This window comes from Estrella lausannensis (assembly GCF_900000175.1).
Lineage (GTDB): Bacteria > Chlamydiota > Chlamydiia > Chlamydiales > Criblamydiaceae > Estrella > Estrella lausannensis.
Window position 1 is genome coordinate 1 of sequence record NZ_CWGJ01000009.1, and the last position, 15,201, is coordinate 15,201.

At 45.9% G+C, this 15,201-nt stretch carries 6 protein-coding genes and 1 pseudogene; 4 read left to right on the forward strand and 3 right to left on the reverse strand.

What is annotated here, in order from left to right; translation table 11 throughout:
* Positions 1-724: 724 nt before the first annotated feature.
* Positions 725-1,471 (forward strand): nucleotidyl transferase family protein, encoded by a 747-nt coding sequence (locus tag ELAC_RS02755; RefSeq protein WP_098037758.1) that lies wholly within the window; start codon positions 725-727, stop codon positions 1,469-1,471.
* A gap of 486 nt (positions 1,472-1,957) precedes the next feature.
* On the forward strand, positions 1,958-2,356 hold the full coding sequence (locus ELAC_RS02760) for a hypothetical protein (RefSeq protein ID WP_098037759.1): 399 nt from the start codon (positions 1,958-1,960) through the stop codon (positions 2,354-2,356).
* A gap of 986 nt (positions 2,357-3,342) precedes the next feature.
* Here ELAC_RS02760 and ELAC_RS02765 read toward each other — a convergent pair.
* The 3 genes and pseudogenes from ELAC_RS02765 to ELAC_RS12035 form a co-directional block, all read right to left on the reverse strand.
* Complete coding sequence (locus ELAC_RS02765) at positions 3,343-4,683, reverse strand: metallophosphoesterase (protein ID WP_098037760.1); 1,341 nt, start codon at positions 4,681-4,683, stop codon at positions 3,343-3,345.
* Positions 4,684-4,874: 191 nt separating this feature from the next.
* The gene (locus ELAC_RS02770) at positions 4,875-7,169 is read right to left on the reverse strand and encodes a serine/threonine-protein kinase (RefSeq protein ID WP_098037761.1); all 2,295 of its coding nucleotides are present in this window, start codon (positions 7,167-7,169) and stop codon (positions 4,875-4,877) included.
* Between the two features lie 585 nt (positions 7,170-7,754).
* Positions 7,755-7,904 (reverse strand): annotated as a pseudogene (locus ELAC_RS12035) (transposase); the annotation flags it as partial.
* A 600-nt stretch (positions 7,905-8,504) separates the two neighbouring features.
* On the opposite strand from ELAC_RS12035, the gene uvrC reads away from it, so the two are divergent.
* Positions 8,505-10,340 carry an excinuclease ABC subunit UvrC gene (gene uvrC / locus ELAC_RS02785; RefSeq protein WP_098037764.1) on the forward strand — a complete coding sequence of 612 codons (1,836 nt, stop codon included), beginning with the start codon at positions 8,505-8,507 and terminating at the stop codon, positions 10,338-10,340.
* A gap of 150 nt (positions 10,341-10,490) precedes the next feature.
* A partial coding sequence (locus tag ELAC_RS02790) for an RHS repeat-associated core domain-containing protein (protein ID WP_143406419.1) occupies positions 10,491-15,201 on the forward strand: 4,711 nt, incomplete at its 3' end.

Genomic DNA, 15,201 nt, shown 5'->3' on the forward strand with positions numbered 1-15,201 from the left:
CGTTTTTGATATTGAATCGCATATCAAGCGGGAAATTAAAGAGATTTCTTGATGAAAACCGCGATTCTGATTATTCAGCATGCAAGATTTGGATTTGTTGCTGAATAATAATGAAGAGGGTCTCGACAGGATGATCGGGCAATACATGGGATAGTCATGGCTTAAGTAGGGCAATTCAGCGGAAAAGCACACTGCCCAGAGTTTTAGTAGGAGTCTCTAAGATCCCGATTCGCTGCCCGGCAAAGGGCTCGCCCGTGCTAAAATCCACTCTCTGGCCTTCCCTCTTCACCAGGCGATGAGAGCATGTGTACCCATATCATCATAACCTGACCTCGCGCTTAGGATTGGTACCGGCACTCCGCTCTCCTTCACCTGATAGGCAACCATGGGGCGGTTGAATGTCGTCCTCTGTTGCGGCAGGCCTTATCGTTTTTTTGCAGTAGCGTCCTGAAGCATTGTCTCTCCCATGCTAGATCGACAACCGGCCTTTTCAACGGTGCATTCCCATCCTTTAACCCCTATTCTCCAGGTAATCTCTCCACTAGAGGCACCGCCTTTAGTTTGCTTGAGAGCAAAGGTGATCTGGTCTTTAGTAAACTTGCTTTTAAGATTTAATGTTTTGTTATTTGATGAGTGTTATTTTCAATATCTATTTAAATTTTTTAGTATATGTGTTAAGATTTTCGGTAAAAGTTGATTATTAATTTTAAGCGAAAGGTTTAATATGACTCTAGGTTCCTCACTTGATGCCGGTAATGCCAAATCTTATGGGATCTTCAATCACGAGATACCGGAGTGCAGAGCGGTGAAAGCTGATCTTTACACTTCAATTGCGGGCAATCCTGTCCACAAAGGGCATATGGGCATGATCGCTGTTGCCATCGAGGGCTTGAAAAAGCAACACATTGAGGTGGAAAACGTTTATGTATCCCTCTCATACGAGTCTTATCTTGCCCATAAGGTAAAAAGTGAAAATATTAAAATTAGGAGGGAAAACCAGACTAGAGAAATCAAACTGCCTTTAAAAGTCTGGTTGGAGAGAGATACCCGAGTTAAATTTTTACGAGAGGCAATCAAGGAGTCTGTCGATAAGTTTAATGGGGTGAGAGTCATTTACTGGGATGACCAAGAGGATGGGGAATCTGATCATCCCGAATCCTATGCTGCATTGGTGCAAGAACTGACAGATCGACGTATCGTCTTTTTATGTGGAACAGATCTCTGTGAATCGATGCAGAATTGGGGTGGCAAGGAGGGGTGTATTCAGCACGCCGCAATCATTACAAGAGCTAACGAAAGCCCCGCTATAGAGGAAATTCATACAGATTCGTATTCCCGTTTCATTTTCGAAGGGGCTGCGGAGTATCAGCATTACTCCTCATCCGCCATTCAAAAGGAGAGAAAATTTGAACTGCTCCCGACCTCTGTCAGAGAAGAATTTGCGCGGCTGCATGCCGAGGCTCAGCTGTAATTGGGGTAGTCGGGACTTAATCGGGCAATAACTAACTTTTGAGACACTTTCGGTAGAAGTTCAGATGTTTGGGCTCTCTAAAAGAGGGCCTCAGACAAGGTGTTGGACAGAACTTTACCGACCGAGACGAGTGTTGCCCGGTAGGTTGTAATTGTCCGATTAAGTCCTGTTCAGGGCACTTAAAGCATGCCCAGCACCCTCCTCATTTTTCCCTGCAACATCTGAATCCATTCTGGGTGAAAACACCTATAACTGCGCTTCCGGCGCGCTTTGTCAAAAAAATGAGCTACTTTTAATGTGTTGCACGAAGCCACGAGCCCATAGCTCATGGGCTAAGATTGAAAAGCGTGTTGGTTTGTAAAGTTTGTTATTTAGTAGCTATAAAATTTGTTAATTAATTAAAATAGACAACGCTGTAATTGTTTGTTGTTTACTAATATTGTTAATTTAATTGGTTTGTATACCAAGATAGTAAGGAGAATCAACATGTCTGTTAATACCGATTATACCCCTAAAGCTGTCTACACAGAAACTACCCCTGTTAAGCCGGAGACGACAGTCAACCCTAAAGACGAGAAGGTGACGAGCGTCGCTCATGAGCTCTTCTCTTCGGGCATTTTCAAGCAGGTGATGAGTATCATTGGCTACATCGCCGTTTCGATTGGCTCGGCTTTCCTCTTTGGCAAAGTATCAGAATCGCTTGCAGGTAAAAAAATCGGCGACTTCCCTGCCGATGCTGTCGCCAAGGCCGGGATCGATGCTTTGGCATCCAACGCCAAGACGTATATCAATGATGAACTGAAAGCAGAACCGATGCCCCGTAACGTTTATGAATCAATCGTTCGTTTCCAAAAAGAAGCGGAAGCGAAAGCTGATTTAACCTAAGTCGCTTAGAATCATTCTGTCACTAGACAAAGCGCCCGTTCGGGCGCTTTTTTTTTGTGGGTTTGAAAATCGGGGTCTATCGATCGTTGATACCGACACTATTTAAAAATTTGGCAAGTAAGCCTTCATTTTGACAGAACAAATTTAGAGACAATTTCGGTATAGTCCTCCGGCAAGGAGAGGGCATCCTTCTGTTTCATCGTCTTGGTCAATTTTGCATCTTCGGAAGGGGTGAGTGTATGGGGGTTTTAGTTAAGTAAAATATGAATTATGCAGGTATTCGATCGCGTGGCAGTTGGGGATCCCTCACTTGATCAAGCACCTAAGGGCTTGAAAACGTAAGTTTGGTCAGTGATCAATTCGTAGTTTTTGCCGCCATATTAAAAAAATGTGGAGAGCTCAGCATGCAGTACTGAATCGAGAAAAGGACTCCATTTGCATCAAGAACTTTCAAACCGCCGAAGAGGCAGGGGGGGGCCCGCCGAAGAGGCAGTTCAAGCCATCATCGACAAACAGTTGGCAGTGGCAAATTTCTCTGACTTTGCAGATCTAACAAATGAGATGCTAGAAAAACTATTTGCGGCCTGTCCCGGTATTGATCATTGATTCTGATGAGATAACCGCATTGCCGGAGGCGTGCTCCAGATTGAAAACTTTAACAATCTTCAATTGTAAAAATCTTAGGTCAGTGCCACATCAAATGAATGAGTTAAAGTACCTTGAATGCAATAATTGCCCAGCCCTTGCATCTTTGCCTTCGTTGACCTACCTCGATTGCGAGATTTGCCCGCTCCTCACATTGATGCCCAACGCTCCGAAACTTACAAAAATCAATTCCTACCAATCAGGAGTGGAATCACCGAAATAGAGTCAGGTTTAGATGGAATACCCCGAGGCGCTGAAGCGCTCGTTTAAAGATCGGGCCACTTTCAGTGATTGCATGGCCCTTTACCAGTCTCTAAAAAGAAAATTCTCTGCTTTATCTTCTAAATCTTGCAGTCCCGAAGCGAGTGGGAGGAGCTAATTTCTACCCGGTCTTCACCGGCATAGCGCACATAGGCGCGTTTTTTCCACTCCGAAACCTTTGGTGCGGTTGTTAAAATATAGGCTGTATCGGGTTGGTCAAAGTAATCTTTGTAGGCACCCTCCATTCCTACCGGCATGGTCGAGACTAGGGTTTTCGCGCCGGTCTTTCCCAGGTAAGAGTGGTGCTGCATAAAGTGCTCATGCCCCCGGAACAGGAATTTGACTCTATTCTCGTCTGACGAGATGTTCAAATAGCATTTGACATCGTCCGGTGAGAGCCTCCACTTTCTTGCGCCTAATTCGCCCATTTGCGATTCTTCACCCATGTCACCCCAGTTGTAGGCAGTGAGGCCAGGCTCCTTATTGTTGTAGGTTTGCCTTCCCTCTCGTTTGTGATAGGGGCTCTTTTCATGCAAACACATAATCCTATGTGCCGATGCCTGTTGCTTGAGCTGATAGCGTGCTGTCTTGTCTTTTTCGTTGGCAATTTTAGCGGGATAATCATCGGAGGAGTGCTGAGCGGCTAATAGCTTAATTCGATACTTCAGGCTGGGAGATTTCAAGATATTCAGGGTGGTGGCCTCAGGCGAATCCAAGAGAGGAGATGGATCGATGTACAATTCAAACATTCCATGCGTAAATTGAACATATTCACACTTTCCTTCAGATGTAGTCTGTCCCACGTATACCGTTAGAGGCAAGGAGTGATATAGATCTTCCAAGGTCTCTCGTGCTGATTGGCAAAAGAGCAGTTGTTGAAAATTGGTATCATGAAATCCTACGAGATTGTCGTTAATCTCCAAATTTTCATGGTTACCGCGAATCAAGGTAACCTGGTCGGGGTTATCCAGGTGGAGCGTTGTGAGGAGCTCTAATACTTCGAGGCTGTGGCTGCCTCCAATGAGATGGACTCCAGGCTGACATTTAAAGTTCTCATCGACTACTCCTTGCTCTTGGAGTGTCTTTAGATTCATCAGCAGGCTGCGCAGATCTCCATGCAAGTCCGCGCGCACAAATAGGGTGCTGCCGGCTGCCACATCGATCTTTTGAATGAAACCATAATCGGTTGTCCTTTTTGCCGGAGAGGGGAAAGCTCGCGTATAGTGCTGCAATTTCTTTTCAAATGAATTCAAATTGAATGGAATAGCCAAATACTGTTTATCTTCTGCGTCCCAATGCGCATCGTATGCTGTGACAAGTTTACGCGTTTCGCTGGTTTCGGCAGTGGAAGAACTATGATTGCCTGCGCTAGAGTGTATTGTGCTTAGATTGTTTTTTGTGTAGTAACTAATTGGATTCATGAAATAACTACTTTGTTAGTTTTGTATATTAAATATTATAAAGTGTTTGAAATTTTATTTCAATTTGTTTTTTGAATGCAAACGGGTGGGAAAGAGGGAAAGGAGAGTGTGGGCAAATCTACCTGAGACTGCCCACGACATCTAGACCCACTCCTATTCGATACCAAAGCGCATGCAGTGCGGCCTTGGCTTTAGCGATATTCCGGCATTGGAAATCCTATCTTGGCCAGCCGATCGAGAGCGTCTTCCATTGAGATGCGTTTGGTCCAATCTTCGTCTGTCATTTTGTTTATCACAGCACACATTTTCTTCAGCATCTCTTCTTGCTGAGGGGTGGTATTAGACTTAATGCTATCCCGAAGATCTTCGTATGTCATCTCGGGCTTGATCATTTGAGTTCCCCCCTCCTCATAAAGATCTTGAATTACTTCTTCGAGGGGCAAGCCTGTCATCAGTACTTTAAGAGTAACACCCAACGCTCTGGTGTCTAAGCTCTTGGCAAAAACCGCAGGGTTTTCTAAAACCTTTTTCACAGGTGGATGATTTCTTAAGTCTAAATTGAGCAGCCAGGTGAGATCATCACCTTGGATGAATGCGGGCGATCGTCCCGTTAAGCCAAGTCCAATCTCGCTTTCTGCTAGTCCATCTAAATCAGCAAGGACGAAGTGCAGCTTTCCGTCCTGTTCCTGGACAAGGACATTGCCCGGTTTGATATCCGTATGAACAACAGATGCTTTTGCATCTCCTCTATGCAAGTGGGCTAATCCGAATGCTAATTCCATCACTCCTGTCACAGCCTCTTCATATCCGATGGGCTTATTTAATTTATCCAGGTCGCCGCGGTCATATACCCGGCTTACCTCAACCTCTAGCCCGGTAGCGGTCGTACCGATAATCTTAGGAGGTTTTTTGAGACCCGGTACGGTCTTAACGATTTCGCCCGTGGAGGGTGATTTAAATTGATCCGCCAATTGCTGTGCTTTATGACTTGCTATTCCTGGGAGAGCTGCGCGATGAAACTTCACTGCTTTGGATTTTCTTCCTGATGCCGACATAAATTCATGCACATCTCCGAAACCTCCTTCTCCCAATAGCCGTTTGTGGGTGTACTTTTTTTCCGCCCCTGACTTTTTTCTAAGTGTCATCTTATGTTGACCTGCCATTTTGAGTTGCTGCCCGGCCGCATCCTCGTTTTCCAGTTGTTCGTCCAGGGTCTGTTTGTCTCCTGTAAATTCTATTTTTACATATTTGTCGGGAGTTTTTTTTGTGGCTTTCGTGGGGGAGGAGGCTTGCTCCTCTACTTTGGCAGCTTTCAGTTTTTCCTGTTTAACTTCAGCTTTTTCGGTGACAGCTTTGATAGACTGGATCGCCCCTTCAGTGGTGTCACCTATAGTTTCATGGCGATGAAGCTCTTTTTGAATAAACGAGCCAGATTTTTTAAGTTTCTTAAGCTGCAATCGACTTTTATTTTTCGAGAGCTTGGCTTCAATGGACTTAGACTTTTCCAGCAGAGGATTTACATCTGCTTTTTTAGGTCGATCCGGAGGCGCCTCACGCACCCTTTCTGCTTCGACATCCCTAAGCGCATCGATTGCTGTTTTAAGGTTGGTTTTCAATTCTTGCATTGATCGCAATGTGTTCGGCTCGACCTCTTGGTGAATTTCGTCAAGTACCCGTGCCAATTCTTTGACGTTGGGCTCTGCTGCGTCCTTGTTATCGGAGGCCCACTTAATAAGAGACTTTGCCAGCTTCTCGTCGATTTTCCTCTCGAACCGCGGGGTGTCGAGAAGTTCAGCCAGCGCTTTAGTGAGAGCTTTCTGCTTCTCTGAAGGATGACCGACTCCTTTTCCAGAGAGGGCCTTGACTCCTTTTTTAGCGAGTGATTGGACCGATTCCCGTTTAACGACCTCGACTCGCGGATGGCTTGATATCTCTTCAGGTTTCGATGGGGCCTTGCTGGATTCTTTGGAAGCGACAGAGGAGCGACTCTTTGCTTTGTCACTGACGGGGGGGGATACTTCAGGTTCAGGTTTCACGATAGCCCGTCGTGAAAAAACCTTCCTGGATGCCTTGGATACTCCATGAGAGTGGCTCTTTGCTTTGTCACTGACATGAGGCGAAATATTGGTTTGTTGCTTCGACTCCGCACGTTGCGGCGTGTTTTTCGAGCTCAGGCCTAACGGCGACTCCAATTTGGAGGCGTCCAGACTTTGAGCTATCTTGAGCACGTTCTGCGCCTTTTTCGCTAAGGTCTTAGCAATGAATTGATTGGAAGAAAGATCGTCGCCGAGATTTGTGATTGACGTCAAGCAGTTGACCAATTCCGCTTTCTGATCTGCGGTAATGGCGTGAGTTTGCATGCAACCTTTTACAATAGAGGCAATTTTATCTAGGGAGGGCTTCGCATCTTGCGCGACACGATTTTTGGGTAACTCCATTTCCTTGGCGAAACTTTGAATCAGACCATAAGCTGTATTGATATTCATATTGTCCTCATAAATAGTTATTATTTTTAAGAAACAAAACAAACAGCAACTAACTACATAATAACAAAATTTAAATTATTATTTAAGTATGATTTCTTTTGGGCTTTTTTATGTAAATCTTTAAAAATTTATTGTCAGCCTGGCGCTGCCGTAAAGCCTTATGCGGTAACCATCTCCCAAAATCTTTTAGGCATTCAAAATTTATTCATTTTATTGACAGTCAGGCATTTGCGTAATTCTTCTGTGTGCTGATAATCCCCTGTCCTAGCCTTTAAGCTACCTCCCAGTAATCTCTTAATCCGGGAGAATGCTGTTTCACCTAGAGATCGTCGATGATAGCAAGACAATTTTTTCCAAAGCCGTCGGCCAATTTCGCCTCCACTCAGTCCTTCTATCATGGCTAAAATCGCGTCTCGCTTTCTCTCCCATCCTTCCTCCGCTTTCTTGTACCTGGTATTCCAGGGAGGAAGAACAATACAGTTTCGCCAAAGACCTTTAGGCCTGTGGAGTCAAATACAAGATCCTTTACCCCCCCTTCGAAGGGGGAATTTTAGGGATTTTTTTGTGGAGAGATTCGGCTCTCCCTTAAACTTGTGTGTAACAGGGAATTTTTAGAGTTATCTGTATCAGGGAAAACACTGGTGTGACAAAGCCTTCAAGACTTCGTAGAGAGAGACGAAATGTTTTTCGCAGCACTAACATTAGAAGAATGGCATCAGAGGAGTGTGCCTCTGGCCTGCCGGGTCTGCAGGAGTGAAGGGACGAATTTCAACTCTTCAGGGCTTTGGTCTCTACCCAAAAGATGATGTCACCCCGATTAATCAGGGCTTTGTTATACTCGGGCCAGTTCTTGATGCGATATGAGCCTATCCCAATAATCCAGATATTATTTGATCATGACTGAAAAATTCGAGGCAGAAAATCGCCGACTATGCGGGAAGTTTGCTCGTTGGCCGGACTGTCCAGAAAACGCTGGATGGTGGAGAGGGCATTTGCATGGCTAAACCGTAGATGCCGTTGATTACTTTTACGCTGAGAGAGAATAGCGATTATTTGAAGCGGTTTTGCAACCCTTGGCTAGATCTATACATGAGTGAAAATTTTATTTGGATAGATTCTTTGGCCTAAAGTTCCCAAGTTTTTTGATACTTTCGGCACAAGTTTTGAAATTAATTGAGCATATTAAGCCAATACGCTGAAAATTTGAGCGAAGCCTATAGCCAAATTCAGGGAACAAATCATACAATTTCAGTCTGTTGAAAGACTCTAAGCTGAGTCGATTTTTTCTCGATCAGCTGGGAAGTGCCGCTAAGGCCGAATGAGAGGGAGTGTTTAATGGTGGATGATAAGGTGCTTGAGCGGCTGCCGGAGAAGACGGGCGTTTACATCATGAAGTCCGGAGAGGATGTCGTCCTCTATGTCGGAAAGGCGAAAAATCTCAAAGAGAGGGTTAAGCAGTACTTTATTCCGGGAAGAGATGGCCGGCCGCAGGTTCCATTCCTCACGTTGAAGGTGCGCCATATCGACACAATGATCACTTCATCGGAAAAAGAGGCGCTGATTTTAGAAAATACCCTAATCAAGCAGTACCAGCCGAAGTATAACGTGCTTCTTAGGGACGACAAAAGTTTTGCGGCGCTAAAGATCAAAATCAAGCACGAGTGGCCTTCTGTGGAGCTGGTGCGGAGCCGCGGATCGCACAAAAAAGACGGACTCTATTTTGGCCCCTATCCCAGTGCTTTCTCAGCCAGGATGACGCTCGATTTGATCAAAAAGATCTTTCCTTTGCGGCAGTGTTCCGACAGCGAATTGGCATCCAGGACCAGGCCTTGCATCCTGCATGCGATGGGACGCTGTATCGCCCCCTGTGTCGGACTGTGCACTAAAGAGGAATATGACGATCTGGTGCAGAAGGTGGTGCAGTTCCTTAAAGGCAGCGACAAGGAGATCATCCAAAAGCTGAAAGCGGAGATGCTGAGGCTGTCGGATGCCCTGGAGTTTGAAAAGGCGCAGTCAGTCAAAAACATCTTAGACCACATCGAAAAGACGCTGGAGCAGCAGAGGGTCGAGAAGATCCACGGCAAAGATATGGACGCGGTCGGCATCTATCGAGAAGGGGATGAGGGCATCTTGGTCAGGATGATCTACCGGCAAGGCAGGCTTGTCTCGGCGGCGACCCACTCCTTTTCTAAAATTGCCGAAGAGGATGCTGACCTGATCTCTTCGTTTCTTTTGCAGTCCTATGAGGAGCCGCACGCGATGCCGCGGGAAGTTTTGGTGCCGGTCGAGATGGCCGATGCCGCAGCACTAAGTGAGATTTTGGCTGCCAAAAAGGGAGGGCTCTGCGAGGTGCTGTTTCCTCAAAAAGGCGACAAAAAGGCCATCCTCGATATAGCGCTCGAGAATGCCATAGCTAAGTTCAGACAGGTTAAAGACCAAAAAGAGCTCTCGGAGAGGGCTCTAATGGAAATCAAAGAGACATTTCATCTGAAGAGTTATCCTAAGAAAATAGAGTGCTTTGACATCTCCAACTTCCAAGGCAGTGCCATCGTCGGGGCGCTTGTCGCCTTTACCGATGGGGAGAAAGACACCTCCCGCTACCGAAAATTTAAGATCAAGCTCACAGAAGAGCCGGATGACTATCTTTCGATGTATGAGGTGCTGACAAGGCGCTTTAAGAAAGCCAAAGAAGAGAATAACCTGCCGGATCTGATATTGGTTGACGGGGGTAAAGGCCATTTGAATGTCGCCCTCAAGGTGCTCAAGGAGCTGGACATCATCACTGTCGATGTCATCTCTCTTGCCAAAGAAGAGAGCCGGCATGACAAGGGCATCCGGGCGGAAAAAGTCTTTTTGCCCAACATCAAAGACCCGCTCTATCTTAAGACGCACTCCAAGATTTTATTTTTTCTCCAGAAAATCCGCGACGAAGCGCACCGCTTTGCTCTTTCTTTCATGCATCAGAGGAAGTCTAAATCCTTGGTGCAATCGGAGCTCGACGCCATCGCGGGGATTGGCCCTAAGAAAAAGCGGGCTCTGCTCCGTAAGTTTGGAAGTGTGAAAAAAATCAGGGAAGCGGCGGCAGAAGAACTTCTGGCAACTCCCGGAGTTCATCGAAAAGATGTCGAGGCGATCCGTTTATTCTTGCAGTCTGACAAGCAGCCGCAATAAATACTTAGTCGGCACATAACCTCTTCAGATATGACGTTCCCATCATAGCTACAGCGGATTATTTTTTTTGATTTTGATGCAAATTAATTGACTGAAAATTAAATCTTTATTACTGTCGAAAACTAAATTTTTAAATTTAAGTTGAGACGTATGATTGCCCTTTTCACCGCGCTTCTAGTTCTGATCCCATCTTTTGCCACATCCGAAAACAGTAAAGAACACTTCGATCTTGCCAATTTTCGAGGTGCTCCATCAGCCACCGTGGGAGGGCATGTAAACGTCATTACCGGGGATTTTACTGACCATGAAGTGGATTTTGTGTCCCCCGGGGGGCAATCTGAGCCCTTTGTCCTAGATCGGGTATATTCGAGTTCTCAGCTTGAAAATGGAACGTTATCGACCTCATGGAACATCAACTTTAACCATTCCGCAAAATATATGCGGAAGGTGACCGAAAGGAACTACCACGATAAAGCAATTTTGGCAAAAAATTACTTTCTTGTCGCCGATGGTAAGGGAGCCATCTTAAAATATAGGGGGTTGCACGGCCACGTTCATCCTAACGGGGGGTATCGCATTCAGGATAAGCTATGGAAGAAGGGCTTGACCAATCTTACGGGCGATGGCATATCCGGGCAGACAAACGTGAAGAATAGCGAGGCGTGGATTAATACAAGAACTGCAACACTGAGGCTTGCAAACAACGATGTTCTCGATTTCAAGGCAGTTCGAAAACAACTGGAGGATCCGAACCGTATCGTTCCAACCGATCTGGAGATCGCTTATATTCCAACAAAGAAGACCAAACGTAATCGCACGGTAGAGGTGTATTGTTTCGATGAGGGCAATGACATCACATTGAGAAAAGTTAATCTGTATGGATCAAGCGGACAGCGGATTAACATGGTTGGGTTTGTCAATGGTCGGGAAAGTATATACGTAGATGCTATGTATGGCTCTCCTGTGAGGTACGATTTTCAAAGAATTCGCCACTTGGGACAAGAACGCCTTTTTCTTCATAAGGTCAAACGTAAATACGCTCCTAATCTACGCTATGATTATGAACGATACGAGACAGAGTACGATAAGAAAAAGGCTGCCCGCATTATTAAAAAAAGCTATCCGGAAGGCCGCTTTGTCCAGGCTGATTATTACGATAGAGGAAGAAGCTACGTTCATGGACGCGAGGTATATTTTAAGGATCGTGGAGACAATCGCTACAGCAGGGTGAAAAGGTTACTAAGGCCTTTGGCCCCCAACGGGGAGAGTGCGGAGGAGTATAGTTTCGTCTATAATGTTAAGTGTAAGGAAGGGCAGCTGGAGGGAAGTGCGCATGTTTTTGACGCTCATGGAGTGTTAAAAATTTATCACTTTTCGAAGTCTCGCCTCAATAACGTCAAGAGTTTCTATACCTACAAGGGTGTAAAAAATTCATCGATCTACCGATCCGAAGTTTTTCTGTGGGGAGATGGAAAACACGGCTGTCCCGAGGGCTTTTATGCCGGCAGAATTGTTGGTGACCTAGTTGGTGGAGTTGTTGGAACTTTCCTTGAATACGACTCCTTTGGCAACATCTCAAAAGAAACGTTGAGCGGAACGCTGACAGGAGTCAAAGAATGTCTTTTCCGATCCAAAGCGGATACCTTAGCGAAAGGAGCGGAGTGTTATAGCAAGCAGATGTTTCATAGCCAGGATGGCTCGAATCTTCTGATCGAAGAGTTTGACTTCAGAAAAAAAATACTCTATCGCTACCTGGAGGGAACCAATCTTGTTTCTGCTCGTTTTGAAAGCGACCACGAGAAAATCCGGAAGAGGGAGTTCTTCTTTTATGATGAAAACGGATTTAAAACAGGCGAAATTCAAGACGATGGTGAGACAGAAGATCCAGATTCCCTGACCGGTGTGACGGAACGCCATGTCGTTGAATATCGCCTGACAAATTCCTATCCATTCGGACTTCCTGCAGAAGTGGTCTTCCGCTCGCTCGATTTAGAGACAGGTCAACTCTGTCAGCTTAAACGAATCAAAAATAGCTTTTCAGACCAGGGGCGGCTGCTTAAAGAAGACCTATACGATTCGCAAGATGCGTATGTGTCAACTAAAGAGTGGCGATATAATGGGTTTGGTCAGGTTGTCTTTGAGAAGAATGCTGAGGGTGAGGTCGTTGAGCGCTCATATGATGCCAACGGAAATCTTACGGAAGAGATCGGACCTCTGCCAGGATATAGCAAACGATATACTTACGACTTTTGCAATCGACTGATCAAGGAAGAGGAAATCTTAGCTGATGCAGGGGTGGTTTTGGCTAAGAATTATCGCTATAACCTTAAAAGCGAGCGGATCGAAGAGAGTGATTTTTCGGGCAATGTCACTCGGTACGAATACGACGAGCTGGGACGTTGTATCGCTGCGACAGTTCCTTCATTTTTCACTGAGTCAGGTACAGCGGTTGTACAAACCAAGACCATGTATGACGTCATGGACAATCCGATCACCCAAATAGATGCCAAGGGAGGGGTCACCGAATGCAAATACACAGCGCGCGGCAAGCCTTATTACAAAAAAAATGCCGACGGCACTGAAGAAAGAACCTACTTTGACCTTGATGGAACCTTACGAGAGAGCGTTGATATTTACGGCAATAAAACGGTGATCGAATCCGATTACTTGGGCAGACCGACAAAGAAAAGTGTCTACTCGCCTGCGGGAGAGCTCTTAAAAGCAAATACGTACACATACAATGCTTTTCATCTTCTAAAAGAAACAGATCCTAATGGTTGTGAAACTAGGTTTTTCTATGACTACGCCGGCCGGTTGGTGCGTAAAGAACGAGGGAGCTCGATTGAAGAGTATGCCTATGACAACCTTTCCCGCCCTTATAAAACCACCGTCTGGACAGAGGAAGGCGAGGCCATTGTTAAGGTGTGTGTATACGATCTTAAAGACAGAGTCATCGAAGAGAGGATGGAGACGCTCGACGGCGTTGTTCAATCCCGCATTTGTACGGAGTATAACGCTCTTGATAAGAAACTTCGGGAGAGAGTGTGGGTCGATGACAGAGAGGCTGTCACATGCTATAAATACAATTCCCGGGGTGATCTGATCGAGACGACAAACGCTGAAGGCTTCATCACTCGCATAGAGTATGATTTTTCCTATGTGGATGACAAAGGGGAGCGCGGAATCCGCGTAAGCACAATTGACCCCAAGGGCCTTTTGACGATTGTCGACAAAAACCCGTTAGGTCTTGAAAAACGTATCGAAAAGAGAAACTCTCTAGGTGAGACACTTCAGCTCTCCGAGATTTTCTATAACTGCTATGGCGAAAAGGTAAAACGGCAGGAGACGGTTTTTTTCCAGGGCAAAGCTTTGAAAAAGATCGCTACTGCGTGGGGATATGATTCTTGTGGACGGCTCACGCATCTGATCGAGGCTCAAGGGTCTAACGACGAAAAAATAATATGCATTGATTACAACTCGAAAGGTCAAAAAGTTGCAGTTACCCGCTCAAGCGGGAGGAAAATTCTCTACGAGTACGACACTTTAGGTCGGCTTTCCCGCTGGTTTGCCGACGATCAGACATTTGACTATCATTACCGTTATGATGCGATGGATAATCCCGTCACTGTTTTTGATGCTCTATATCAAACAACGATGCATAAAACATTTGATTTGCAAAACCGTCAGGTGGCAGAGGAGCAGCCTTCCGGTATTGTCCGTTATGCCTACGATGGTGCGGGGCGCGTTGTTTGCCTTACCCTTCCGGACAACTCTTCCGTGGAATATAGCTATGAAGGGACGCTTATCCGTGCCATCAGGCGTTTTAGCAGTTCAGGAGAGGAGAGCTACCGCTTCGAAGTAAACTCGTATGATGGTCGGGGAAAGCTCACTTCCTGCAGACTACCTCTTGACGCGGGAGAGATCACCTGCTCCTATGACCTGATGGGGCGCACCCGCTCTATTGTCTCATCGCACTATCGCGAAGAGCTCTCCGCTTATGACGAAGCAGGGAATCTTTTGAATCGGACATTTGAAGATCGATACGGAAGCGTTAAGGAGTCGTTCTTATACGATGAGCTTGATCAGCTTATTGAGGAAAAGGGAGCCGTCTGCAGAAGTTACGTCTTTGATTCTCTCCATAACCGTGTTGAAGAAGATGGCTCTATAAATAGCATCAATGACCTCAATCAAATTCTCGAAAGAAAAGACCGTTCATACCGCTATGACCTGGATGGTAACCTGATCGAGTTGATCAAGCCTGATGCTGTCTATCGCTTCAGTTACGATGCCGCCGGAAGAATGACGTCGTTCACCGATGGCATTGAGACTGTCTCATATCGCTACGACGAACAACATCGAAGAACGCACAAACTGCATGCGGGCGGGGTGACTCGTTATTTGTATCAGGGTCAAAACGAGTTGGGATCGTTGGATGGAGCTTACGAATTACGCATTTTGAGCGGCCTTGGGCTGGGCGCTGAGATCGGATCTGCGATTGCCATCGAACGAGAGGCTAAAATCTTAGTTCCAATCCATGATCATATTGGCAACATTACATGCTTGGTAGATGCCAGCACAAGGGAGATCGCCTACAGCGCACGTTACGGAGCCTTTGGCAATATCCTGGAAGAATCCGGCGACAAATCCTCTTGGGGCTTTTCCAGTAAGCGCCTTGATCGAGAAACAGGCCTGATCTTTTTTGGCCGCCGCTACTATGATCCTGAAAGCGGCCGCTTTATCACCAAGGATCCTTTGGGTGACAGAGAAGGCCCGAACCTTTATGCGTACGTCGCCAATAATCCCTTGATGTTTGTCGACCTCTATGGTCTTTACGCTGCCGGCGCCGGTTCTTTCGATGATT